This is a genomic window from Acidocella sp. MX-AZ03, from assembly GCF_027626035.1.
Taxonomy (GTDB): Bacteria; Pseudomonadota; Alphaproteobacteria; order Acetobacterales; family Acetobacteraceae; genus Acidocella; species Acidocella facilis.
In genome coordinates, this window is the sequence record NZ_CP110774.1 from 2,310,853 (window position 1) to 2,336,024 (window position 25,172).

Sequence of the window (25,172 nt, forward strand, 5' to 3'; positions counted from 1 at the left end):
CAGCCTACTGTTCGGTATCGCCGCCGCCAGAGGGCGAGGCCGCGCCGCCATCATCCTGATATTGAAACGTGGCGCTGTCATAATCATCGGCGCTGATGACGATCTTCTGCCCCTGCTCGGCCTGATAGACCTCGAAGCCGATCGTGTTGCCCTGATCGTCGCTATAGGTGCTGCCATCCGGGCGGGTGTAGGAAAAGCTGTACACCGCCCCGCAATTCGCCGCCCCGCGACGGGATCGTAGGATTCCAGGAAGAATTTGCTCAGGGTCAGCTTCATCGACCCGCCGATCTTGCTGGCCTGCGCGTCTGTCATGCCATCGGGCAAGGACTGGGTGAGCGTGGCCAGCGCCAGTTGGAAGGCGGCCAGTTGCGCCGCGCTCTTGCTCGGCGCCGACCAGCATTCCCCGGCATCGCCCCGGCCCAGACCCGCCTGTTTGTCGGCGGAATGGCACCCGGTCAGAGCCAGCAAGGCGAATGCCGCAATCAATCTCTTCATAACGACCCTGAAAATATCCTGCGCGGCGTTCCAAAGCCGCCAGCGTCTGGGGTGACGCTCTCGGTTTGGTCGGACGCGCTCGTTGTTGTGTGTCTCCCGACGCGGGCGCGTCAGGATAAACCCTATTGCTCTACAGCAATATCCGATCAAACGGAATCGCTTGAACGGATAAAGTTGCGGGCTCGAACAAAAAGCGAGGGCCTGGTCCACGCGCCAGCGTCAAGATAAACACAGGGAAGCGCTCGCCGATACCAAAGTCGGAGCCTCGGGCTAAGAGCGTGCGGCTCTAACCGCGCGGCGACGCGAAATCACGCCGCCCCCGGAAGCGGCTTCACAAAGAATTCACCATGTTCCGCAACAAAACGGCCGGGGGCTGAAATTTCACCGGAACGCCCCGAAAAGCGCTTTAAATTCAGCGCACAACCAAGTTTAGTCTCTTTTTAAAAACAACCCACATCATACGGTACGGACGCTACACGTCAAAATCGCACCGGCGGCGGCCCGAGGGCCATGTGGCCCCGTGTGGCAATATTACTGCATTGACAATAAAGGATTAAACAACCGTTAATGTGACCATCGAAAACAAAGTTGCGTCCGCAACGAGGCAGAGGCTGGCGATATGACGACAACGGTGGATGTGACGCTCAGCTCGACATTGATCGATGAACTGACCAACAACAACACCGCCTCGTCGGTCTATGTCGTTTATTACGACAATGGCGGCCCGACCACCGGCACCTGGACCACGCTGTTGACCGATGGCACCGTGGTCGGCGGCACGGCCGCCAGCATCTCCAGCACGCTCAGCGGCGAAAGCGTGCCGGTCACCCTGCCCGGCAGCTTCGCCAGCGGCAAGATCTATATTCTGGCGCAGAGCGAGGCCAATGGCGCCAACGGCCCCTCGCTCTCCAGCCTCATCACCCAGCAGAGCGACATCAACGCGCAAACCGCCGCCGCCAATCATTTCGGCTATGATTCGGTCGAGCTGAACCTCACCGGCACCGCCACCGATGCCGGCAACCTCACCTCCGTGGTCCAGTACGGGCTCAGCCTGGGGATGGGGGTGAGCTACACGAGCGGCGCCAGCGCCTCGGTCGGCTACGACATCACCGGCACCGCGCTGGAAACGCTGCTCGCCCATGCCGGCGCCACCTTGAGCACCTACAGCACCGGGCCGCTGGCCGGCTCCCTCGCCAGCGCCATCCCGCCAGCAACACGCTGGACTGGGCCGGCTATGTCACCACCGTCAGCTCGATTGCCAGCGACATCGAGATTTCCGGCTTCTTCAATGGCGGCGCGGATGCCGGCGGCACCTACCATAATGCCGGTTATTTCGATTACGCGGTGAGCGCCGGCACCAGCAGCGGCAGCCTGGTCTTCACCCTCACCCCGCAGCCCGACAGCCAGATCCAGGGCACCATCTATATCGACGCCGGCAATCTGGAAAACAGCATCTACGCCACCGACGGCACCGCCACCATCGTCTCCAATGGCAGCGTGTTCACCACCATGAACACCGGCGCCAATAATGAATGGGGCACGGTGCTGCGGCAATTCCTGGTCGGCTTCGATGCCGGCTATTACGGCACCAGCGGCGTTCCGGTGAACGGCCAACTCGGCGGCAGCATCGATCTGAACAAGAGCGCCAACTGGGACCCCACCTACGCCTTCGGGCGCAGCCTCAGCAGCACCATCATCGCCGGCCACACCTACAACGGCTACGCCGCCGCCTTCGCCAGCTATTCGAATTCCTACGGTTTCAACTATGCCGACGCCGAGACCGCCGCCTACACCACGGGCGGGCCGCTGCTCGCCCTCGCCGAGCCCGGCAGCACCATAGATGTCTCCACCATCGACCTCACCGTGTTCGGCGCCACCGATACCCCGACCGGCTATACCGCCCCACCATCGCCAATATCGTCTCCGCCAGCACCTACACGCCGGTCACCGGCACCAGCGGCAATAATATCGTGCTGGATTTCGCCACCGGCAACGGCACCAATGCCGGCGTGGTGCTGGCCGACAACGCCACCATCGAGCTGCGCCTGCTCACCTCGGACGCCAACAACGTGCCGACCTTCGGCGACACCATCACGCTGAGCGGTTCGCTGTGGCAGCAATGGGATATCTCGCAAAGCAACGGCATTTACAGCGCCAGCGCCAATACCAGCGCGACCATGGCAACGGGCAATCTGATGCTCGACAACCTGCCGATGAACAGCGCCGGCGGCACCGAATGGTATCAGGTGGTCGAGACCAACGGCACCGAGAGCAAGACCTTCAACCTCTATCTCACCGCCGAGACCAGCGCCGTCACCAATGCCAGCAGCATCACTTACGGCACGGATACGATCAACGACGCGACGCTGACCGCCGGCACCCTGGATAACGGCAATTTCGCCAGCGGCAGCATCGTCGCCAGCATCGTCAATGCCCAGCTCGCCGAGAGCAACGGCACCTGGGCGCTGCAGGCCGGCACGCTGGTCACCGGGCTGGGCAGCGACATCACCATCCAGGACGGCACCATCACCGCCGGCACGCTCGACGGCAACCTCGTCACCTACGTCATCAACGGCACGACTTACACCAATGCCGGGCTGCGCGATGCCGGCGTGAGCGGCACGGCGCTGAATAACGACGTGTTCGCCTTTGGCACCATCGCCGGCGGCAGCGTGACCGCCGGCACCGTCTCCGGCTATGTCGTCACCGGCGGCACCTCGCTGAATGGCGGCCAGCTGATTGAAGGCGCGACGCTGACCAACGCCACCCTCACCGCCGAGCAGGTGACCGGCGGCAGCATCACCGCCCCGCTGACCATCGCCTCCGGCACGGTGAACGGCGCGCTGGTCACGGGCGGCACCGTGACCACCCCGCCCGCCATCCTCAACCCGGATTATAGCGGCCAACAAGCCTCCGCCGGGTGGATGGGCTGGGCGTGGTCTCGGGCACGAGCGGCACCAGCGTGCCGCAATATGTCAACAGCCTGACCTACAACCTCGCCGGCAGCGACGGCACCGCCAGCGACCCCAATCTGGTGCAGGAAAACACCGCCGGCACCGTCATCGCCGGGCTCTCTCTCGCCGCCGCGCCGGTGGTGGGCACCTTCTCCGGCACGAGTTTCGAAGCCCTGGCCGGACAGACCTTCTCGGGCGATACGCTGACTGTGAGTGCCGGCAGCCTGACCACCATCGGCAGCGCCGCGCTCAACACCATCACCACCGCCGAAACCCTGCTCTCCTTCGGCTGGACCGGCGATGACAACGCCTCCGGCACCTGGACCAGCGGCACCGTGACCGGCAGCAATAGCAGCCTCTGGGCCTCCACCTACACCAACAAGGTGAATGGCGAGGATGCGGTGGTGATCCGCCTGACCGACACCGCCAACAACACCACCCAGACCATCATTACCACAGCCGATGCGGATGGTGCCTGGGCCAGCACCGCGACCCTGGTGAATCAGGGCAGCTACGACGTGACGATGCAGGATTACCAGAATCTCGGCAGCGCCGGCGCGCCGGTCACACTGGGATCGGCGCTGACCGCGCAAAGCTACAAGCTGGTGCTGGTGGAAACCGGCACGCCCTGCTTCTGCCCGGGCACGCGCATCCGCACGCCGGCCGGCGAAACCCCGGTCGAGGCGCTGTCCATCGGGGATCTGGTACAGACCGCGAGCATGGGCCGCAGCCAATCAAATGGATCGGCAAGCGCGCTTATGCCAACCCGTTCCTCGCCGCCAACCGCGGCGTCTGGCCGGTGCGCATCGAGGCCGGGGCGCTGGGCGAGGGGCTGCCCGCCCGGCCGCTGATCGTCTCGCCAGAGCATGCGATGCTGCTGGAGGGGCATCTGGTGCCGGCCAAGCATCTGGTGAATGGCCGCAACGTCACCCTCATCGAGGCACCGGCGCGGGTCGAATATCTGCATATCGAGCTGGAGCGCCACGAAATCCTGTTCGCGGAGGACGCCCCCACCGAGAGCTTCATGGATTGCGCCAGCCGCAACATGTTCCACAATGCCGATGAGTTCGCCGCCCTCTATCCGGACGATACCCGCCCGCAATGGAAATTCTGCGCGCCGGTGCTGGAAGGCGGCCGCCGGCTGGCGGCGCTGCAACGGCGCATCCTGGCGCGTGCCCAGCGGCGCGGCAACGCGCAAGGCGCGGTGCAAGGGGTTCTGGACGAGGCGACGCGGCATCTGGTGCGCGGCTGGCCTGGATGAAGGATCAGCCGCAGGAAAGCCTGGAGCTGGAGATTTTCAACCACGAGACCAGGATCGGCAGCGTGCTCGCCAACCAGTTCCGCGCGGATCTGGCGGAGGCCGGCATCGGCAATGGCTGGCATGGCTTCAGCTTCACCCTGCCGCGCCCGCTGCCCGCCGGGCAGGCGCATCTGATCAGCGTGCGCGCCGCCGGCTGCGGCACATTGCTGAGCGGCGCCCCGGCGCCGATCGCCCCGCGCACCACGCTGGACGCGGCGGCCCTGGCCAGCCTGCGCGATGCGCTGGACGAGGCGCGCGGCTGCAGCGGCGAGGGCGATGCGCTGCTGGCGCTGCTGCTGGACGAGGTCGAGCAGCTGAAGGGCCAGCAGGCCGCGCAGCGCCACAACGCCGGGCCGATGCGCCGCCAGCGCGGCAGCCAGGCCGCCCTGCCGGCAAAGCGGGCGCTGGTGATCGACGATGCCTGGCCGCGGCCGGACCGCAATGCCGGGGCCCAGGCCATCCTCTCCCATATGCGCGCCTTGCAGGCGCTGGGCTGGCACGTCTCCTTCCTGCCGCGCACCGGCGCCGCGCCGGATGGCGCCGCCCAGGCGCTGCTGGCGGCGCAGGGCATCGCCTGCCTCGCCGCCCCCGCCATCGCCTCGGTGGAGGAAGCGCTCTGCCGCCAGGCCGGGATGTTCGAGCTGGTCTATCTGCACCGGGTCAGCGTCGCCGCGCCCTATATGAGCCTGATCCGGCATTACCAGCCGCGCGCGAGAGTGATGTTCAGCGTCGCCGACCTGCATCATCTGCGCCTGGGCCGCCAGGGCGAGATCCAGGAGCGCCCGGAGCTGACCCGCGCCGCCCAGCGCCAGCAGGCGCAGGAATTCGCGGTGATGCTGCAGGCCGATGCCGTGCTCACCCACTCCCCGGCCGAGGCGGCGCTGCTGCGCCAGGCCGGGCTGGAGGCGCAGAAGCTGCATCTGGTGCCCTGGGCGATCAAGCCGGTGAAGCCCGCCATGCGCACCGACCGCGAGGGGCTGCTGCTGGTCGGCAATTTCGCGCATGAGCCCAATCTCGACGGGCTGCTCTGGTTCGCCCAGGCGGTGCTGCCCGCCCTGGCCGGGCAGCGCCTCACCGTGGTCGGCGCCGGGCTGCCGCATGGCGTGGCGCAGATGCTACGCACGCAAGGGGTGGAGCTGGCCGGCGCGGTGGAGGATCTCGCCCCCTATTACGCCCGCGCCCGCCTGGCGCTGGCGCCGCTGCGCTTCGGGGCGGGGATCAAGGGCAAGGTGCTGGAGGCCTGGGCGCATGGCCTGCCCTGCGTGATGACACCGATCGCCGCCGAGGGGCTGGAGCTGCCCCCGCTTTGCGCGCCGCCGTGGCGCCGGATGCGGCCGGGCTCATCGCCGCGATCGGGACGCTGAGCCAGGATGCGGGTGCGTCGAAGGCGCATGTCGCGGCCGGGCGGGCGCTGCTGCGGGCGGGCTTTACCGCCAAGGCGGTGGAGAGCGCCCTGGCCAAGGCGATCGCGCCGATGACGTCTTCCGTGGTGACGATCAACCGGGGTGAACCCCCGGAACCTTTTGAACCTTAGAGGCCGGCGGGCGCGGGGCCGCCGGTGGCCCAATCCAGCAGCTCGACGATATGGGCGACCGGCAGCCCGGAATGCTGGCCGATCTGCACCGCGCAGCCGATATTGCCCGTCGCCACCACATCCGGCCACAGCGCCTCCAGCGTCTGCGCCTTGCGCGCGCCGAGCTGCCCGGCGATCTCCGGCTGGAAAATATTATACGTCCCCGCCGAGCCGCAGCAGAGATGCGAATCCGCCGGCAGCTTCACCGTAAACCCCGCCGCGCGCAGCAGATTCTGCGGCCCGGTGGTCAGTTTCTGGCCATGCTGGATCGAGCAGGGCGGATGATAGGCGACGATCCGCGCCGGGATCTCCACCCGCGCCGGCAGCCCCGCCGCCTCGATCACCTCCGAGACATCCTTGGCCAGCGCCGAAACCCGCGCCGCCTTCTCCGCGTAAAGCGGATCGTCACGCAGCATATAGCCGTAATCCTTGATCGTGGTGCCGCAGCCCGAGGCGGTGATGACAATCGCCTCCAGTCCGGCCTCGATCTCCCGGCTCCAGGCCTCAACATTGCGCCTGGCCGCCGCCAGCGCCTCGGCCTCGCGCCCCATATGGTGGGTGAGCGCGCCGCAGCAGGCCTCGCCGGGGGCGAAACTCACCTGATAGCCGCAGCGCTCCAGCAGCCGCACGGTGGCGGCGCGGATTTCCGGGCGCAGCACCGGCTCTGCACAGCCTTGCATCAGCACCACCCGCCCGCGCGCCCCGGCGGGGCTGGCGGGTAGCGGCGCCTGGGGGGCAGCCTGGCCGGTGCCAGTTGCAGCATCGAAGCCGCCGGGCGCAGCGGGCGGATGCCCTGCAGCAATCCCGCCAGCGGCCGCGCCAGCCCGGCCAGGCGCAACGCCGCCCGAAAGCGCTTCGGGTAAGGCAGCACCGAAGCCACCACCGCCCGCAACACGCGCTCCGCCAAAGGCCGGCGATAATGCGTCTCGACATAGGCGCGGGCATGGTCCACCAGATGCATGTAATTCACCCCCGAGGGGCAGGTGGTCATGCAGGCCAGGCAGGAGAGGCAGCGATCCACATGCTTGACCACCTCCGGCCCCGGCACACGCTCATTCTCCAGCATGTCCTTGATCAGATAGATCCGCCCGCGCGGGCTATCCAGCTCATTGCCGCCGAGCACATAGGTCGGGCAGGTGGCGGTGCAGAAGCCGCAATGCACGCATTTGCGGATGATCGCCTCGGAGGCGGCGATGTCCTTGTCGGCGAGCTGGGCGGGGGAGAAATCAGTCTGCATCGGCCTCGTCCAGAAAGCGGTTGGTCTCGAAGATCCCCATCGGATCAAAGCCGCGCCGCACCCGCCGCGAGAGCGCCTCCACCCCCGGCGCCTGGGGATGCAGCGCCGGAATGCGGGCACGTATTTCCGCCGGGGCACGCATGAGCGTGGCATGGCCGCCCGCCGCGTCCGCCGCTTCACGGATGAGCGCCTCATGCCCCTCCGGCGCCAGCCAGATCAGCCCGCCCGCCCAATCCGCCAACCAGGCCCCGCCCGCCGCCAGCAGCGGCGCGATAGCCCCCAGCGCGGCGCGTGGCGGCAGGCTGAGCCGCCATAGCGGTGCCTCGGTCGTCAGCCCCGCCCCGCCTTGCACACGCGCCCAGAGCGGCGCCGCATCGTCCAGCGCCTCAGGCGGCCCATAGGCCGCCAGCGCCGCACCCAGATAGTCACGCCGCGCCGCGATCGACGGGCCGACGCCATCCAGCCGCAACATCGTCGCCTCGCCGGGCAGATGCGCCGCCGCCGCCACATCGCAGGGCGCGCGCAAGGCCGCGCGCATCAGCGCGAAGGCCGGCTCATCCGCCAGCCCGCGCCAGCACAAAGTCACGCGCTCCGGCGCCCGGGGCAGCACTTTCAGCGTCACCTCCGTCAGCGCCGCCAACCGCCCCCAGGAGCCGCAGAGCAGCTTCGGCAGATCATAGCCGGTAACATTCTTCACCACTTTCGCCCCGGCCCGGAATATCTCCCCCGGCCGGACACCGCCTCGAACCCAAGCAGATGATCCCTGGCCCCGCCGGCGGAGACCCGGCGCGCGCCCGCCACCCCGGCCGCCAGCACCCCGCCAATCGTGGACCCGGCCGCGCCATAAGGCTCAAACGCCAGCCCCTGCCCGCGTTCAGCCACAGCCGCCTCGATCTCGGCCAGAGGCGTGCCGGCGCGGGCGGTGAGCACCAGCTCCGCCGGGTCATATTCCAGAATGCCCGAAAGCCCGGCCAGGCAGAGCCTCGGGACCTCGCGCGGCGCGCCGATCCCCGCCCGCGTGCCGCCGCCGATAACCTCCAGCTTCTCACCGCCCGCCAGCGCCTGGCCGATGATCTCGCCAACCTCTTTGGTATTTTGGGGCTTCATGCTCAGAACCTTGGCAGTTCGGGAAACGGCACGGCACCGCGATGCACATGCATCCGCCCCAGCTCCGCACAGCGATGCAGGCTCGGGAACACTTTCCCCGGATTGAGCAGCAGCTCAGGGTCAAACGCGCATTTCAGCCGCTGCTGCTGGCGCAGATCACCCTCGGAGAACATCGCCGGCATCAGATCCCGCTTCTCCACCCCCACCCCATGCTCGCCGGTGAGCACCCCGCCCACCTCGACGCACAAGCGCAGAATATCCGCGCCAAATTCCTCCGCCCGCTCCAGCTCGCCGGGCTTGTTGGCATCGTACAGGATCAAAGGATGCAGATTGCCGTCCCCGGCATGGAACACATTCGCCACCCCAGCCCATATTGTTCGGAGAGCGCGTTCATCCGCCGCAGCACCACCGGCAGCTTGGCGCGCGGGATGGTGCCATCCATGCAGTAATAATCCGGCGAAATCCGCCCCACCGCCGGAAACGCCGCCTTGCGCCCGGCCCAGAAGGCCAGCCGCTCCGCCTCATCGCGGGAGATGCGGATCATCCCCGCCTGGTTGGCCCGCGCAATCGCCTCGACCTCCTGGATCAGATGGCTGCATTCCGCCTCCGGCCCATCCAGCTCGACGATCAGCAGCGCCTCCACATCCAGCGGATAACCGACCTGCACGAAGGCCTCGGCGGCATGGATGGCGGGCTTGTCCATCATCTCCATCCCGGCCGGGATGATCCCCGCGGCGATCGTATCCGCCACGCATTGCCCGGCGGCTTCCACGCTGGGAAAGCCGATCAGCAGCGCCTTCGCGGTCTCCGGCTTCGGCAAAATCCGCACCGTCACCTCCGTCACCACCCCAGCAGCCCCTCGGAGCCGACGATGATGCCGAGCAGATCCAGCCCCGGCGCCTCCAGCGCCTTGCCGCCGAAGCGCAAAATCTCTCCCTCCATCGTCACAAGCTGCACGCCCAACACGTTATTGGTGGTGAGACCGTATTTCAGGCAATGCACCCCGCCGGAATTCTCCGCGACATTGCCGCCGATGGAACAGGCGATCTGGCTGGACGGATCCGGCGCATAATAAAACCCTTCGCCCTCCACCGCCTTGGTGATGGCGAGGTTGGTGACCCCGGGCTGCACCACCGCCAGCCGATCCTCATAGTCAATTTCAAGGATTTTCTTGAACCGCCCCATGCCGAGCAGCACGGCGTCCGCCAGCGGCAGCGCCCCGCCGGAGAGCGAGGTGCCGGAGCCGCGCGGCACCACCTTGATATTCTGCCCTTTGCAGTAGCGCAGCACCGCCGCCACCTGCTCCACCGTCTCCGGCAGCACCACCACCATCGGCGGCTGCCGGTAGGCGGTGAGGCCGTCCGATTCATAAGGCCGCAGCTCATGCGGCGCGTCGATCACCCCTTCGCCGGGGACGATCTGGCGCAGCGCCTTGATGATCTCGTCGCGCCGGGCCAGCACACGCTGGTCCGGCAGAGGCATTTGCAGGGACATCCTCGAACTCTCTTGCTGTCTTTATCGCGGCTCCAGCCTATTTCACGCCGGATCCGCCCCTCAGGGCAAGAGCAATTGGTCAGGCCGCATGGCTGACGCCGGCCAGGCTTTCCATCCTGGCCTTGTCGGCTTTCAGCGTCGCCGCATCGCCGGAATAAACCATCTCGCCATCGGCCAGCACATAGGCGCGGTCCGCCAGCTGCAAGGCCAGCATGGCGTTCTGCTCGACCAGCAGCACCGACATGCCCTCCTTCTTCATCCGCGCGATGGTGCGCATCACCTCCTGCACGATCACCGGCGCCAGACCCTGGCTCGGCTCGTCCAAAATCAGCAGCTTCGGGTTCAGCAGCAGCGCGCGGGCAATCGCCAGCATCTCCTGCTCGCCGCCCGAAAGCCGCCCGCCCTTGCTGGCGCGGCGCTCGAACAGCCGGGGAAACAGCTCATACACCGTCTCAATATTCCACGGCCCGCTGATCTCCGGCGGCACCTGCAGATTTTCATGCACGCTCATATGGCCGAAAATCTTGCGCCCCTCCGGCACATAGCCGACGCCGGAGACCGCGATCTTATGCGGCGAGGCGCGGGTGAGGTCACGCCCGAACAGTTTCACACTGCCGGCTTTTGGCGGCGTGAGGCTCATCACGCTGCGCATGGTGGTGGTTTTGCCAGCGCCATTGCGGCCCAGCAGCGCCACCAGCTCGCCCTCCTCCACCTTCAGCGACACGCCGTGCAGAATATGGCTCTTGCCGTAATAGGTGTGCACACCATCGATTTCCAGAACCGCGCTCATGCCGCGTTCTCCTCCAGCGCATTGCCGAGATAGGCCGATTGCACGCGGGATTTTCGGAAATCTCCCTGGCCGTGCCCTCCGCCAGCATGGTGCCGTTATCCAGCACGGTAATCCGGTCCGCGATGCCGAACACGATCGCCATATCATGCTCGACGAACAGGATGGTGATGCCTTGCTCCTTGTTCAGCCGGCGGATCAGATCGGTCATGTGGTTGGTTTCCTCATCACCCATCCCCGCCGTCGGTTCATCCAGCAGCAGCAGCTTCGGATGCCGCGACAGCGCGATGCCAACCTCGACGACGCGCTGATCCCCATGCGACATCTCGCCGACGATCCGGTCCATCTTCGGGCCGATCCGGGTGATCGCCGCCAGCTCCTCCACCTTCGCCTCGACCTGGTTGCGAACATTGCGCGAGATCCAGGGCCGCAGCTGCAACCCCATCGCCGTCTCCACCGCCACGCGCAGATTTTCATAGACGCTGAGCGAGAGAAACACCTGGGTGATCTGGAAGGTGCGGATGATCCCCCGGCGCACCAGCGCGTTCGGCGAGACCGCAAGGATCGGCTGGCCATCGAACTTGATGCTGCCTTCGCTGGGCGGGAAGTAGCCGGAAATCAGGTTGAACAAGGTGGTCTTGCCCGCCCCGTTCGGCCCGATGATGGCGCGCAGCTCGCCTTTCTCCACCGACAGCGAAATCCCCTTCAGCGCCTGCACCGCGCCGAAGCGGCGGCCGACGCCATCCAATGTCAGGAAGCTCATGACCGCGCCCTCCCCTTGATGAAGCCCAGCAGACCTTGCGGGAAGAACAACACCGCCAGCACGAAGATCAGACCGATGAAGCTCATCCAGTTCTGCGTCACGCTGGAGAGATAATCCTGCGCGACGATGAAGATGATCGCCCCCAGGAACGGCCCCCAGTAAGAGCGCATCCCGCCCAGCACGCAGATGACGACGAAGGAGCCCGAAAGCTGCCAGCCGAGATTATCCGGCGAGGCAAAGCCGGTGAGCAGCGCATTCAGCGCCCCCGCGAGCGCGGTGATGAAGGTGGAAATCGCGAACGCCACCCAGATCTGCTTATCCACCGCAACGCCTAGAAAGCGCAGCCTGGTGGTGTTCTCGCGCACCGCCACGAAGCTATGGCCGAGCGGCGAGCGCAAAATCTGCCAGAGCACCAGCATCACCACCGCGAACAAGGCCAGCACCAGATAATAAAACCGCACCGGCCCCATGTGGATCGCATGCCCGCCCAGATGCAGCGGCACGCGCGAGAAGCCGGTCAGCCCATCCTCACCGCCGGTCAGCGCATTCCAGCGCACCGCGATGAAATAGAACATCTGCCCGAAGGCGATGGTGATCATCGCGAAATAGATGCCCTTGCGCTTCATCGCCATCGGCCCGACCAGAATGCCGGCGATGCCGCCCAGCACCGTGCCCGCCAGAATCGCCAGCGGCAGCGAGGGCGCGATATAGATCAGGCACAGCCCCGCCCCGTAGGCGCCCAGCCCGAAATAGGCGGCATGGCCAAAGGAAAGCCCGCCGGTATAGCCGAGCACGAGATTCAGCCCGGAGGCGGCGATGGCGTAGATCAGCGCGCGTGTGGCGAGATCCGTATAGCCACCCAGAGCCGGCAGCCAGAGCGGCACCAGCAGCAGCAGCACCCAGATGCCGGCCGCCACCAGCATGCGCGCGGAGCCTTGCGCCGCCGCCGGTTTGGTTTCGATGGAGGCGCTCATTCAAACAATCCTTCCTGACCGAGCAGGCCACGCGGCCTGAGGACCAGCACAACAGCCATGATCACATAGATCACCACCTCCTGCGCGACGGGGAAAAACGCCGCGGTGATGCCCGAGGCGATGCCGATGATCAGCCCGCCCAGCACGGAGCCGATCAAGCTGCCGACACCGCCGACGATGATCGCCACGAAAGACGGCATGATCAGCGAGGAGCCGATCGAGGGCGAAAGCCCGAGCTGCCCCGCCGCGAGAATCCCGCCAGCCCGGCGAGGAAAATGCCGATGCCGAAATTCGCAGCGCGCAGGAAGAAGATATTCACCCCCATCGCCGAGATCGTCTCCAGATCCGCATTGCCGGCGCGGATGCGGATGCCGATGCGCGTATAACGCAGCACCGCGAACAGCGCGCCGGTGACCAGAATGGTGATCGCGATCAACACCAGCCGATAGCCGGTGAGGAAAAACAGCGAGGCGGACAGCGGGGTGTTCAGATAATTGGGTAGCACGAAGGGCTGCCCGACCGAGCCCCAGATGGTGCGGATCAGATCCTCCATGATCATCGCCAGCCCGAAGGTGAGCAGCAGCGAGAACAAAGGATCGCGCCCATAAAGCGGACGGATCAAAATCCGTTCGACCAGCAGGCCGAGCACCACCGCCCCGAACGGCGCCAGGATGAGACTCCCCCAGAACCCGACATAAGGCTCGATGGTGAAAGCCAGATAGCCGCCCAGCGCCATGAAGGTGCCGTGCGCGAAATTGATGACGCCGTTCAAGCCCAGGATCAGCGACAGCCCCAGCGCCATCAGCGCGTAGAAGATGCCGACGATCAGCCCGTTGAACGCGCTGTACATAATCAGTGATTCCACGGTGTTTCGCCCTTAAAGCGCCACGCGGCGCAGCTTTTCATTGCAACCGTGCATAACGGAAAAGGGAGCCGGCATCCCCACGCCGGCTCCCTTGCGGTCACGCCAAGGCTCAGCTCGGATAGACGAGCTTGCAACCGGCCTCGGCCGGGGATTTCGCGATCGTCCCGCTCGGCACGGTCTGCGCCACGTTGAACAGGTTGGGATAGGTGGCGCCGTTGGGCACGTTGCCGGGGAACATGTTGGCGATCATCTGATGATCCTCCGCCCGGTAATAGCACTTGCCCGGCTGCAGCGCGACTTCCGGCGGCAGCACCAGCCCTTCCAGCGCCCGCACAACCTTCAGCGCATCCAGCGACTTCGCCTGGTTCGCCGCCAACGCGATGGCATGCGCCGAGGCATAGCCGAACCAGGTGCGCGCGGTCGGCACCTTGCCGTTATATTTCGCTTTATGCGCGGCGACGAAATCTTCCAGATGCGCGACGCCGGGCTGGTTCCAGTACCACTCGAACGTCCACCAGCCGAGCCGCGCCGCCGGTGGCAGCGCCTCCAGAACTTCCAGCTCCTGCTGCGCGCCGGCAATGGTCATCTGCGTGTTCATGCCGAACTGCACAGCCTGCTTCAGCACATTCACCAGATCGTCGCCCGCCTGCAGGCAGATCAGCACGTCCGGCTTCGCGGCCCGCGCCTGGATCAGGTAGGAGGAGAAATCCGTGGTGCCCAAAGGTGCCAGCGCGTTGCCTAGCGACACACCGCCGGCCTTGGTCAGCTGCGCGACATAATCATCATGCAGCGAATGGCCGAAAGCATAGTCCGGCGTGATGAAAAACCATTTCTTGCCGAATTTCTGATAGAGCAGATCGAAGTCCGCGGCGGTTTCCAGCCAGGTGGTGGAACAGGTGCGGAAAGTATTCCAGGTGCAGTTCTTGCCAGTGATCGGATCGGCATGGCCGCCAGTGTCGATGTAAAGCAGGTTATGCTGGCTGGAGAATTGCGCCAGCGAGGCGGAAACAGCAGAGTTCACCGACCCCATCAGGAAATCCACCTTATCCTGACTGACCATTTTCTGCGCCTTGCTGACGGCCGGGCCGGGCAGGCCTTGCGAATCTTCCACCAGCAGCTGCACCGGGCGGCCGAGAATGCCACCCTTCTTGTTGATCTCATCCACGGCCATGGTGGCGCCGCGAATCTGATTCTCGCCCAGGGCGGCATAGGTGCCAGTGCGCGGATCGATATTGCCGATCTTCACCGGCGATTCACTCTGGGCCCAGCTGACTTCAGGAAGAATCAGGCTTGAGGCGGAGGCGGCAGCGCCAGCCTTCAGCAAGCCACGACGATTCAAAGAGGCGGTATTTTTGAAGACCATCTTGTTATTTCCTCATTTATTTCGGTTAGCCGCGAAATTTTTGTTAAGTTCGTCGAATTTTTAGGAGATATTCCTTCGCCGTTGCGTTAATGTCAACAATCCTTTGCGCGGATCCGCGCGAAAACCGCATCAGCCCCACACATCTTGATAAAGTGCTACAATTTCGGCGGCCTCAGGCACGCGCGGGTTGTTGCCCGGCGAGCCGGAGGCCAGCGCCTGCTCAGCCATCAATGGCAGCAGCTGCCTCCAGCGCGCCGCATCGAGCCCGTAATCTTTCGGGCTGGGAACCGCCAAATCCTCATTCAGCCCCCGCAACGCCTCCACCAGCGCTGCCGCCGCCGGCGCATCCGCGGCACTGGCCGGGGCGATGCCCATGGCCCGGGCGCAATCCGCATAGCGCGCGACATTGCCCTCGATCGACCAGCGCGTGATGGCGGGCAGCAGCATCGCGTTGGAAAGCCCGTGCGCGACATGAAAATGCGCGCCGATCGGCCGGCTCATGCCATGCACCAGGCAGACCGAGGCATTGGAAAACGCCATCCCCGCCTGCATCGCGCCCAACATCACCTGCTCGCGCGCGGCGCGGTTGCCGGGTTCGTGATAGGCGGTGCGCAGGCCACGCCAGATCGCCTGCATGGCGGCGATCGCCATCGAATCCGAAAACGGGTTGGCCAGCCGCGAAACATAAGCCTCGATCGCATGGGTCAGCGCGTCGATCCCGGTATCGGCGGTCAGGCGCTTGGGCATGGTCAGCGTCAGTTCGTAATCGACGATGGCGAGCGTCGGCAAATAAGCCAGGCCCGGACAGAGCATTTTCTCATCGGTTGCGGTATCGGTGACGATGGTGAAGCGCGTCGCCTCGGAGCCGGTGCCCGCCGTGGTGGGGATGGCGATGATCGGCAGGCCGGGAGTCATCTCCTGATGCGGGGCCTTCAACGCCCGCATCGTGCCCGGGCGCGGCGCCAGAATGGCGGCGGCCTTGGCGGTGTCGATCGGGCTGCCGCCGCCAAAACCGATGACGCAATCCGCCCCCGCTTCGCGCACGAACGCGGACGCGGCGGCGACGCAATCGCTGGTCGGGTCAGGAACGGTGTCCGAAAACACCGAGGCATGCAGGCCGGATTTGCCAAGAACATCCTGCAGCCGCTCAACCATACCACTTTGCAGCAGGAATTTGTCAGTGATGATGGCCGGGCGCGTGAGGCCGAGTTGCAGCAGCGCCTCGCCGGTTTCGGCCAGAGCGCCGCCACCGATGCGCACCACGCGCGGAAGCATGATTGCTGACATTATGTCTCCCTTCTCACCTTTGCCTCTGACGGGCCGGATTTGAGCATCACCTTAGCCTTGACAGCTTCCGCAGGAATACAGGAAATATCAACCATCAACTGTGCGGAATTGCACATATGAGACCGGGGTTCGACTGGAACGATCTGCGCTATTTCCTCGCCGTGGCGCGCAGCGGCACCATTTCCCAGGCCGGGCGGATGCTGGCGGCGGACCACGCGACGGTGGCCAGGCGGATCAGCGCGCTGGAGGCGGCCTTGGGCGTGTCCCTGTTCGTGCGCAATGCCCGCGGCTATTCCCTCACCCGCCAGGGCGAGGCGCTGCTGGAACAGGCCGGACGCATTGAGATAGAGGCCGGCCAGCTGGAGGAGCGGCTGGGCGGCGGCCAGATCAGCGCCAGCGGGGCGGTGAAGATCAGCGCGCTGGAGGGCATCGGCAATTTCTTCCTGGCCGGGCGGCTGGCGCGCTTTGCCGCCGCCCATCCAAGGCTGGCGGTGGAGCTGCTGACCATCCAGCAAGTGGTCTCGATGTCGCGCCGGGATACGGATATCCTGATCACCCTCACCCCGCCGGAGTCGCGCAAGCTGGTCTCGGAGAAGCTCACCGATTACCGTTTATTCGTGTTCGGGACGAAGGATTATCTGAACGCGCACAAGCCGATCCGCAGCGCGCAGGATTTGCGCGGGCATGATTTCGCGTTCTATATCGATGAGCTGATTTTCACCCGCGGGCTGGATTATCTGACCGAGCTGGAACCGAGCCTGCGCGCGCGCCTGCAATGTTCGAGCATTCACGCGCAGCTGGAAGCCGCCTGTGCCGGCCAGCAGCTTTGCCTGCTGCCCGGCTATGTGGCGCAAAGCCGGCCGGAGCTGGTGGCGGTACTGGCGCAGACGCTGCATCTGCAACGCAGCTACTGGGCGATGGTACATGCGGACCTCGTCCACAGCATGCCGGTGAAGCTGGCGCTGGCCTTCATCCGCCAGGAAATCAAAAATGCCGCGCCTCTGTTTTTAGGCAACGACCTGCTGGCGGCCGCACCGAAAACCGGTTCTAGCAGTTTGCTGAAAAACTCCTGGCGGCCGGGATTATGATGTGATTCACTTTGGCTGGCAGGTTTTGTGAGGCGTGGGGTGCGGGGTTCTTTTCGAGATCAGGGCGGGATGTTTTCGTATGTTTCACCAGAAACACGGGTTCCGGCGACCCATCCGTTGCGAGCGATCCGTGCTTTGGTGCGGGATGTTCTGCATGAGATGAGCCGCAGCTTTGCCTGGCTGTATTCCAGGGAAGGCCGGCCCTCGGTGCCGCCTGAACAATTGCTGAGCGCGCTGCTGATCCAGGTGCTGTACGGGATTCGCTCGGAACGGCAGTTGATGGAGCAACTGGATTATAATCTCCTGTACCGCTGGTTTGTGGGCTTATCCCCGGATGATCCGGTCTGGAACCCGACCACGTTTAGCAAGAACCGCGAGCGCCTGCAGAACGGCGATATATTCCAGAAATTCATGAGCCGGCTGCTGAACCACCCGCGGGTGACGCCGCTACTATCGGATGAGCATTTCTCGGTGGACGGCACGCTGATCGAGGCGTGGGCGTCGCAGAAGAGCTTCCGGCCGAAGGATGGCAGCGACGATGATGGTTCGGATTTCCACGGTCAGAAGCGTAAGAACGATACCCATGCCAGCACCACCGACCCGGAAAGCCGGCTGTACCGCAAGGCCGCTGGGCGGGAGGCAAAGCTTTCGTATATGGGGCACGCGCTGATGGACAACCGGCACGGCTTGGCGGTGGGTGGCCGAGTGACCCAGGCCACAGGCACGGCTGAGCGTGAAGCCTCGGAAGCGATGTTGAAAGCCAAAGCCAAGTCGGCCGCCGGGCGGATCACCGTAGGCGAAGACAAGGCTTACGATACCGCCGATCATGTCGCCAATCTGCGCGACGCCGGCGTGACACCGCATGTCACACAAAACAACGGTGAGACCAAAACCGGCAGGCACCGCCGCAGCGCGATTGACGGACGCACCACGCGCCATCCCGGTTATGCGATGTCGCAGACCCGCCGGGCGATGATCGAGTGCATATTCGGCTGGGGCAAGCAGCACGGCACGATGCGCAAGACCAAGCTGCGCGGCGTTGCGCGGGTCGCCGGCACCTTCATGCTCAACCTGATCGCCTATAATCTGGTACGCATTCCAAAAATGGTGGCAATATAAGGGACGAGTCTGTCCGCTGGACGAAAAAAGTCCAGAAACCGGCAAGAAACTTCAATCACTTGAACCAAAATCCAGGCCCCAAAGCTAAATCAGAAAAAATAAAACCAAGTTTCGGGGTTTTTCAGCAAACTGCTAGCGCAATAAGTGTTTAGGTTGACGCGGGAGCGTCAAGATAAACACATAAAATTGCGCGCAAAAACAAAAGTTAGAGCATCAAGCTAAAAGCTTGATGCTCTAAAACGCCATGGTGAAATCGATGAGAGACGGTTTGAGACCGCCTCCTTGAAACAATTACGCGGTTTTTGACGAAGACAGAGAAAGCCTGCGGGGTTTTGAAAAAAGCCTTCACATCCGCAAAGTTTTAGGGGCTGTCCCCGATCTTCATTCATCTGGCCATTATGTCGATCCCGAGTCTCTTCGCCTTTTGCCCGTGGCGTCAAGGGCGCGCGGCTTCGCCGCGCGTCGCCGAAGGCGAGTAAACCCCTTGACGCCACGGGCAAAAGGCGAAACCCTGCAATGATCGAAATAATGCTGATCCTTCAAAGCGTTGAAGGCATAAGACGGAAAGTTATCTAGGACAGCCCCAATTTTTATATCTTCACCCGGGGTTGGTGATCAGTTCCTTGATCCGCGCCGCCAGCGTCTCCAGCGCAAAGGGCTTGGTCAGCACATGCATGCCCGGTTCCAGATGGCCGTTGCCGATGATGGCGTTCTCCGCATAGCCGGTAATGAACAGCACATTCAGCGCCGGCCGCGTGGCGCGCGCGGCATCCGCCATCTGCCGCCCATTCATGCCGCCCGGCAGCCCCACATCAGTGACCAGCAGGTCGATCCGCATATCCGATTGCAGCACCCGCAGCCCGGCCGGGCCGTCCGCCGCCTCGATGGCGGCATAGCCCAGCTCTTCCAGCACCTCCATCACCAGCATCCGCACGCTGGGCTCATCATCCACCACCAGCACCGTCTCGCCATGGCTGGCGCGCGGCGCCGCGCGCAGCTCCGGCACCGGCTCGCCCGCCGCCTCCTCGCCGGCGAAGCGCGGCAGATACAGGCTCACCGACGTGCCATGTCCCGGCTCGCTATAAATCCGCGCCACCCCGCCGCTCTGGCGCACGAAGCCGTAGATCATCGACAATCCCAGCCCGGTGCCCTGACCCAGCGGCTTGGTGGTGAAAAACGGGTCGAACGCCTTGGCGATCACCTCCGGCGGCATCCCCGCTCCGGTATCGGTGACGCAGAGGCAGACATATTGCCCCGGCGGCAGATCGCGCGCCCGCGCCGTGCGCGGGTCCAGCCAGCGATTGGCGGTCTCGATGGTCAGCCGGCCGCCATGGGGCATCGCGTCGCGGGCATTGATGCAGAGATTGAGCAGGGCGTTTTCCAGCTGCGGCGGGTCCACCAGCGTCGCCCACAGCCCGGCCGCGCCCACCACCTCGATCTCCACCTCCGGCCCCATGGTGCGGCGGATCAGCTCCTCCATACCGCGCACCAGCCGGTTCATGTCGGTCGGTTTCGGGTCCAGGGTCTGCCGGCGGGAGAAGGCCAGCAGCCGGTGGGTCAGCGCCGCGGCGCGCCGGGCGGCGCCTTGCGCGGCATTCAGATAGCGGTCCAGCTCGTTCAGCCGGCCCTGATTCACCCGGGTGCCGAGCAATTCCAGGCTGCCGATGATGCCGGTGAGCAGATTGTTGAAATCATGCGCCAGCCCGCCGGTCAGCTGCCCCACCGCTTCCATTTTCTGGGATTGGCGCAGCTGCTCCTCGGCGCGCATCAGCTCCGCCGTACGCTCAGCCACGCGCTGCTCCAGCGTCTCGTTCAGGCTGCGCAGCGCGGCGGCGGCGCGCTCGCGCTCGGCCAGCATCATCCGGCGCTCCTGCACGTCCAGCAGCACGCCGTTGAAGGTCAGCGGCGTGCCATCCGCATCATGCTCCACCCGGCCATTCGCCTCCACCCAGTAATATCGCCCATCGGCGCGGCGCACGCGATATTGGTGGGCATAGGGCCCGCCCCGGGCGATCACTGAGTCGATCGCGCCCATCAGCCCCGGCAGATCGTCCGGATGCACGCTGGCCATAATCTGGGACAGCTCCAGCCCTTCCAGCCCCCATTCCGGGTCCAGCCCGAAATTCACGGCAAACGCGGCATCCACCACAACCAGGCCGGTGCCGAGATTCCACAGCCAGGTGCCGATAATCGCCCCGGCCGCGAGCGCGAACTGCAGGCGCTGCCCGTTCTCGCGGGCCAGCGCCTCGCTTTCGCGCAGCGCCGCCTCGGTCCGCTTGCGCGCGGTGATATCGCGAAACAACACCGAAACCTGGCGCTGGTTCGCCGGGCCGATGCGATTCGCCGAGACCTCAATGACCCGCCCGACCTCGGTGAACGCCCGCTCAAAGCTCACCGCCTGGCCCGTGCGCAGCACCTCGCCATAAATCTCCAGCCAGCCCTCAGCCGCATTCGGCGCCACCTCGCGCAGCGTCTTGCCGACGATGCCGGCAATGCCGGTATGGCGCTCATAGCCTTCATTCGCCTCGATATGCACATAATCGGAGAGCGGACCGTGCGGCCCGTCGAAAAACTCGATGATGCAGAAGCCTGCATCGAGATTATTGAACAAAGCGCGATAGCGCGCGGCGTTCTCGGCATCCTGGCTCTGGCGCCGCGCCTGCTCGCGCAGCGCCAGCTGCGCGCTCGCCTGCCCGCCCAGCAGCGTCAGCGCCGCGACCTGCTCCTGCGAGAGCCCGCCAGGCCGCGCCGCCAGATCGACCACGCAGAGCGTCCCGAAAATCGCCCCGTCCGCATCGCGCAGCGGCAGACCGGCATAGAAGCGCCAGCCTTCGCGCAGCGCGGCATTCGCCGCGTGCGCCGGCACCGCTTCGATGTCGGGAATGCTCAGCATCGCGCCGGCGGCGGTCACCAGCGGGCAGAAGCCATGGGAGAGCGGCAAAATCGCGTCCGCCTGCGCCGCCGTGCCGAATTGCCCCAGCACCAGCTGCCCGGCGGAGGTGACGCGCGTCACCCGGCCCGCCGCCACCCCGCAAATCTGCGCGGCCAGCTGGGCCAGCCCGTCCAGTGCGCCGCTGCGAGCCACTGCCGTCACATGCCAGGTTCCATCACATGTCCGCTTCCATCACATGTCCGCTTCCATTTACGCCGACGCCGACCTGGCATCGATCCGGGGAGACCCAGCTTCCTAGCATCCGGGACGACCCGACCCCGGCACAAGCCCTGGCGCCTAAAAATCTTATGACACTAATGCAATTTGCCTTACCTTTTTCCATATGTAGTGTGACGCGCGGTTTAACCAACAGATCATTGAATAGAGACCAGGATGAAGCGGACCCCAGGCTGGCAGGCGAATCGACGCGCGGCAGGATCGGAATTCGCCATCACCATCGGTCTCGGTCTCACCATCCTCTTCTTCCTGATCAGCGGCGCCACCGCCTATTTCAATCTGCGGACGATCCAGCGCGACAATGCCGAAATCTCGCATTCGCACGATGTGCTGGCCAGCCTATCGGCCCTGCGCGCCACGGCGCTGGATGCCGAAACCGGGCAGCGCGGCTACATGCTCACCGGCGATGTCGCCTATCTCGCCCCCTATGATAACGCCATCGCCAACATGGCGCCGCAAATCGACACGCTGGCGTGGCAGGTCAAGGATAACCCGCAACAGGTCGCGCGGATCGCGCCGCTGCGCCAACATGTGGCGGCCAAGCTGGCGGAGCTGAAACAGACCATCGCCCTGACCCAGTCCGGCGACAAGCCCGCGGCGATGGCGATCATCGCCAGCAATCGCGGCAAGATCGAAATGGACGATATCCGCGATCTGCTCGGCGAGATGGACCAGACCGAGGAAGTGCTGCGCGCCCAGCGCCTGCGCGAGATGGCGGCCGCCTACCAGCACGCGATGGCCAGCGGCATCGCCTCCGGCCTGGTCAGCATCATTCTGGCGCTGGTGGTGGGCTGGCTGATCCGCCGCGCCACGCTGCAACGCCAGCGCCAGGACTGGATCCAGTCCGCCCAGGTCGGGCTGGAGGCGGCGATGCGCGGCCAGCCGGATGCGGCGCGGCTGGGCGAGAGCATCCTCGCCTTCATGTCCAACTATTTCGGCGCCGTCGCCGGGGTGATCTATGTCGCCGACGAGGACGGCTTCGCGCGCACCGCCAGCTATGGCGTGCCGGCCACCGCCTTCCTGCCGGCGCGCATCACCGCGCATGACGGGCTGCTCGGCGAGGCGGTGGCGAAGACCCATCATATCGTGCTCGAAAACGTGCCGGAAGGCTATCTCACCTTCGGCACCGCGCTCGGCCAGCGCAGCCCGCGCCAGCTGATCGTGGTGCCCGGCAGCATCGAAGGCGTGGCCAACACGGTGCTGGAGCTGGGCTTCATCCAGCCGGTGGATGGCGAGGTGGTGGCGCTGCTGGACAAGCTCTCCGCCGCCATCGCCATGGTGGTGCGCGCCACCCGCTACCGCGACGAGCTGAAGGCGCTGCTGGCGGAAACCCAGCAAAAATCCGAGGAACTTCAGGTGCAGGGGGAGGAGCTGCGGGTCTCCAACGAGGAGCTGGAGGAGCAGAGCCGGGCGCTGAAGGAATCCCAGGCGCGGCTGGAGCAGCAGCAGGCGGAGCTGGAACAGGGCAATGCCCGGCTGGAAGAACAGACCCAGCTGCTGGAAAGCCAGCGCGACGAGCTGGAAAAAGCCAATGGCTTCATCCAGCTGAAGGCGCGCGAGCTGGAGCAGGCCAGCCGCTATAAATCGGACTTCCTGGCCAATATGTCGCACGAGCTGCGCACGCCGCTGAACTCGCTTTTGATCCTGGCCAAGCTGCTCGCCGATAACCCGACCAACACGCTCTCCGCCGAGCAGGTGAAATACGCCCAGACCATCCAATCCTCCGGCAATGATCTGCTGACCCTGATCAACGATATTCTCGATCTCTCCAAGATCGAGGCCGGGCATGTCGAAATCCAGCCGGATCATGTGAAGCTGGAGCGCATCGCCACGCATCTGCGCCAGATGTTCGAGCCGATCGCCCGCGAGCGGCGGATCGGGCTGGTGATCGAGGCCGCGCCGGACGCGCCGACCAGCATGGTGACGGATTCCCAGCGCCTGGAGCAGGTACTGAAAAACCTGCTCTCCAACGCGCTGAAATTCACCGAAGCCGGCGAGGTGCGGCTGAGCATGCAGCGCGCCGATGGCGGGCGGATCGCCTTCGCCGTGTCAGATACCGGCATCGGCATTTCCGAAGAGCAGCAGGCGCATATTTTCGATGCCTTCCATCAGGCGGATGGCACCATCAGCCGCAAATATGGCGGCACCGGGCTGGGGCTGTCGATCTCGCGCGAGCTCGCCCGGCTGCTCGGCGGCACGCTGGGGGTGACGAGCACGCTCGGCCAGGGCAGCGTCTTCACCGTGACCCTGCCGGAGACGTTCGATCCCGGCTTGGTGGCGCCGCGCCCCGCGCGCCCGGCCAGCTTCCCGGCGCCGGCCGCCTTGCCCGCCCCGGCCCCACCCGCGCCCGCCCGGCGCCAACCCCACCGCTGAGCGATGACCGCGACTCGCTGGATCAATCCCGCCGGGTGCTGCTGGTGGTGGAGGACGACCAGGCTTTTGCCGGCATCCTCAAAAATCTCTCGCATGAGATGGGCTTCCAGGTGCTGCTCGCCGGCACCGCCGAGGAAGCGCTCAGCCTGGCGCGCGACCTCACCCCGAGCGCGATCATCCTGGATGTCGGCCTGCCCGACCAGTCCGGCCTCTCGGTGCTCGACCGGCTGAAGCGCAACGTGCATACCCGCCACATCCCCATCCATGTCGTCTCCGCCGGCGATCATGCGCAGACCGCGCTGTCGCTGGGCGCGGTCGGCTACATGCTCAAGCCGGTGCGCCGCGAACAGGTGGCGGAGGTGCTGGCCAAGCTGGAAGCCAGGCTGGAGCAACGCATGCACCGCGTGCTGATCGTCGAGGATGATGAGCGCCAGCGCGACGCCGTTTCCAAGCTCCTCGCCTCGGACGATACCGAGACCGTCACCGCCGGCACCGCCGCGGAATGTCTGGAGCTGCTGCGCACCCAGACCTTCGACTGCATGGTGCTGGATCTCTCGCTGCCCGACACTTCCGGCTACGCGCTGCTGGAGACGCTGAGCCAGCAGGATGCCTATTCCTTCCCGCCGGTCATCGTCTATACCGGCCGCGAGCTTTCGGCCGATGACGAGCTGCGGCTGCGCCGCTATTCCAAATCCATCATCATCAAGGGCGCCAAATCCCCCGAGCGGCTGCTCGATGAAGTCACCTTGTTCCTGCATCAGGTGGTGGCCGAGCTGCCGGAGCAGCAGCAGAACATGATCCGCCAGGCCCGCAACCGCGACGCGCTGCTGGAAGGAAGGCGCATCCTGGTGGTCGAGGACGATGTCCGCAATGTTTATGCGCTCACCAACATATTGGAGCCGCGCGGCGCGCTGGTGGAAATCGCCCGCAATGGCAAGGAGGCGCTGGAGCGGCTGGCGACCTCCCAGCTGCATCGCGAGCTGGCGGTGGATCTGGTGCTGATGGATGTGATGATGCCGGTGATGGACGGGCTCACCGCCACCCGTGCCATCCGCGAAAACCCCGCCTGGGCCAAGCTGCCGATCATCGCGCTCACCGCCAAGGCGATGCCCGACGACCAGCAGCGCTGCATCGAAGCCGGCGCCAGCGACTATATGGCCAAGCCGCTGGATGTGGAGAAGCTGCTCTCGCTGGTGCGGGTCTGGATGCCGAAATGACCCGCGC

21 protein-coding genes and 2 pseudogenes are annotated in these 25,172 nt (G+C 65.3%); 9 read left to right on the top strand and 14 right to left on the bottom strand.

Features of this window, described 5'->3' with window-relative positions; genetic code table 11:
- Positions 1 to 4 precede the first annotated feature (4 nt).
- Positions 5 to 205, bottom strand: a complete 201-nt coding sequence (locus GT370_RS12785) for a hypothetical protein (protein ID WP_270183160.1) — start codon at positions 203 to 205, stop codon at positions 5 to 7.
- A 909-nt stretch (positions 206 to 1,114) separates the two neighbouring features.
- Here GT370_RS12785 and GT370_RS12790 point away from each other — a divergent pair.
- From GT370_RS12790 to GT370_RS12810, 5 genes and pseudogenes are all read left to right on the top strand, one after another.
- A complete protein-coding gene (locus GT370_RS12790) occupies positions 1,115 to 1,843 on the top strand; it encodes a hypothetical protein (RefSeq protein ID WP_270183161.1) in 729 nt (242 codons plus the stop codon).
- A gap of 622 nt (positions 1,844 to 2,465) precedes the next feature.
- The gene (locus GT370_RS12795) at positions 2,466 to 3,482 is read left to right on the top strand and encodes a hypothetical protein (protein WP_270183162.1); all 1,017 of its coding nucleotides are present in this window, start codon (positions 2,466 to 2,468) and stop codon (positions 3,480 to 3,482) included.
- Between the two features lie 491 nt (positions 3,483 to 3,973).
- Positions 3,974 to 4,710, top strand: a pseudogene (locus tag GT370_RS12800) (Hint domain-containing protein).
- Complete coding sequence (locus GT370_RS12805; RefSeq protein ID WP_270183163.1) at positions 4,707 to 6,113, top strand: glycosyltransferase; 1,407 nt, start codon at positions 4,707 to 4,709, stop codon at positions 6,111 to 6,113. The pseudogene GT370_RS12800 and the gene GT370_RS12805 overlap by 4 nt, the downstream one beginning before the upstream one ends.
- The gene (locus GT370_RS12810; RefSeq protein ID WP_270183164.1) at positions 6,068 to 6,283 is read left to right on the top strand and encodes a hypothetical protein; all 216 of its coding nucleotides are present in this window, start codon (positions 6,068 to 6,070) and stop codon (positions 6,281 to 6,283) included. The genes GT370_RS12805 and GT370_RS12810 overlap by 46 nt, the downstream gene beginning before the upstream one ends.
- Here the strand turns inward: GT370_RS12810 and GT370_RS20905 are convergent.
- From GT370_RS20905 to GT370_RS12865, 12 genes and pseudogenes are all read right to left on the bottom strand, one after another.
- Positions 6,280 to 7,002: a heterodisulfide reductase-related iron-sulfur binding cluster gene (locus tag GT370_RS20905; RefSeq protein ID WP_333490076.1), complete on the bottom strand. Its 723-nt coding sequence runs from the start codon at positions 7,000 to 7,002 to the stop codon at positions 6,280 to 6,282. The two genes, GT370_RS12810 and GT370_RS20905, sit on opposite strands and share 4 nt — an antisense overlap.
- On the bottom strand, positions 7,002 to 7,559 hold the full coding sequence (locus tag GT370_RS20910) for a 4Fe-4S dicluster domain-containing protein (protein ID WP_333489942.1): 558 nt from the start codon (positions 7,557 to 7,559) through the stop codon (positions 7,002 to 7,004). The genes GT370_RS20905 and GT370_RS20910 overlap by 1 nt, the downstream gene beginning before the upstream one ends.
- Positions 7,549 to 8,256, bottom strand: a complete 708-nt coding sequence (locus tag GT370_RS12820) for a hypothetical protein (RefSeq protein ID WP_270183165.1) — start codon at positions 8,254 to 8,256, stop codon at positions 7,549 to 7,551. Before GT370_RS12820 ends, GT370_RS20910 begins: the two co-directional genes overlap by 11 nt.
- The gene (locus GT370_RS12825; protein ID WP_270183166.1) at positions 8,253 to 8,666 is read right to left on the bottom strand and encodes an FAD-binding protein; all 414 of its coding nucleotides are present in this window, start codon (positions 8,664 to 8,666) and stop codon (positions 8,253 to 8,255) included. The genes GT370_RS12820 and GT370_RS12825 overlap by 4 nt, the downstream gene beginning before the upstream one ends.
- Before the next feature lie 2 nt (positions 8,667 to 8,668).
- Positions 8,669 to 10,160 (bottom strand): annotated as a pseudogene (locus GT370_RS12830) (FAD-linked oxidase C-terminal domain-containing protein).
- Positions 10,161 to 10,239: 79 nt separating this feature from the next.
- Positions 10,240 to 10,854, bottom strand: a complete 615-nt coding sequence (locus GT370_RS12835) for an ABC transporter ATP-binding protein (protein ID WP_270183167.1) — start codon at positions 10,852 to 10,854, stop codon at positions 10,240 to 10,242.
- Entirely contained in the window at positions 10,751 to 11,710 is a 960-nt protein-coding gene (locus GT370_RS12840) for an ABC transporter ATP-binding protein (protein ID WP_270183168.1), read from the bottom strand. The genes GT370_RS12835 and GT370_RS12840 overlap by 104 nt, the downstream gene beginning before the upstream one ends.
- Positions 11,707 to 12,684 (bottom strand): branched-chain amino acid ABC transporter permease, encoded by a 978-nt coding sequence (locus GT370_RS12845; protein ID WP_008494225.1) that lies wholly within the window; start codon positions 12,682 to 12,684, stop codon positions 11,707 to 11,709. Before GT370_RS12845 ends, GT370_RS12840 begins: the two co-directional genes overlap by 4 nt.
- Positions 12,681 to 12,872: a hypothetical protein gene (locus tag GT370_RS12850; RefSeq protein WP_270183169.1), complete on the bottom strand. Its 192-nt coding sequence runs from the start codon at positions 12,870 to 12,872 to the stop codon at positions 12,681 to 12,683. Before GT370_RS12850 ends, GT370_RS12845 begins: the two co-directional genes overlap by 4 nt.
- 14 nt (positions 12,873 to 12,886) lie before the next feature.
- Positions 12,887 to 13,549: a branched-chain amino acid ABC transporter permease gene (locus tag GT370_RS12855; RefSeq protein ID WP_270183170.1), complete on the bottom strand. Its 663-nt coding sequence runs from the start codon at positions 13,547 to 13,549 to the stop codon at positions 12,887 to 12,889.
- 109 nt (positions 13,550 to 13,658) lie between these two features.
- Positions 13,659 to 14,795 carry an ABC transporter substrate-binding protein gene (locus tag GT370_RS12860; protein ID WP_270183171.1) on the bottom strand — a complete coding sequence of 379 codons (1,137 nt, stop codon included), beginning with the start codon at positions 14,793 to 14,795 and terminating at the stop codon, positions 13,659 to 13,661.
- A gap of 246 nt (positions 14,796 to 15,041) precedes the next feature.
- Positions 15,042 to 16,199, bottom strand: coding sequence for an iron-containing alcohol dehydrogenase (locus GT370_RS12865; protein ID WP_039885166.1), 1,158 nt, complete (start codon positions 16,197 to 16,199; stop codon positions 15,042 to 15,044).
- A gap of 116 nt (positions 16,200 to 16,315) precedes the next feature.
- Between GT370_RS12865 and GT370_RS12870 the strand changes: the two genes are divergently transcribed.
- Both GT370_RS12870 and GT370_RS12875 read left to right on the top strand, forming a co-directional pair.
- Positions 16,316 to 17,287 (top strand): LysR family transcriptional regulator, encoded by a 972-nt coding sequence (locus GT370_RS12870; protein ID WP_270183172.1) that lies wholly within the window; start codon positions 16,316 to 16,318, stop codon positions 17,285 to 17,287.
- 39 nt (positions 17,288 to 17,326) lie between these two features.
- Positions 17,327 to 18,406 (top strand): IS5 family transposase, encoded by a 1,080-nt coding sequence (locus GT370_RS12875; RefSeq protein ID WP_083878918.1) that lies wholly within the window; start codon positions 17,327 to 17,329, stop codon positions 18,404 to 18,406.
- A 598-nt stretch (positions 18,407 to 19,004) separates the two neighbouring features.
- Here the strand turns inward: GT370_RS12875 and GT370_RS12880 are convergent.
- Positions 19,005 to 21,500 (bottom strand): ATP-binding protein, encoded by a 2,496-nt coding sequence (locus tag GT370_RS12880; protein WP_144052743.1) that lies wholly within the window; start codon positions 21,498 to 21,500, stop codon positions 19,005 to 19,007.
- Positions 21,501 to 21,731: 231 nt separating this feature from the next.
- Between GT370_RS12880 and GT370_RS12885 the strand changes: the two genes are divergently transcribed.
- Complete coding sequence (locus tag GT370_RS12885) at positions 21,732 to 23,948, top strand: CHASE3 domain-containing protein (protein WP_270183173.1); 2,217 nt, start codon at positions 21,732 to 21,734, stop codon at positions 23,946 to 23,948.
- Between the two features lie 35 nt (positions 23,949 to 23,983).
- A complete protein-coding gene (locus GT370_RS12890; RefSeq protein ID WP_270183174.1) occupies positions 23,984 to 25,165 on the top strand; it encodes a response regulator in 1,182 nt (393 codons plus the stop codon).
- Positions 25,166 to 25,172: the final 7 nt, after the last annotated feature.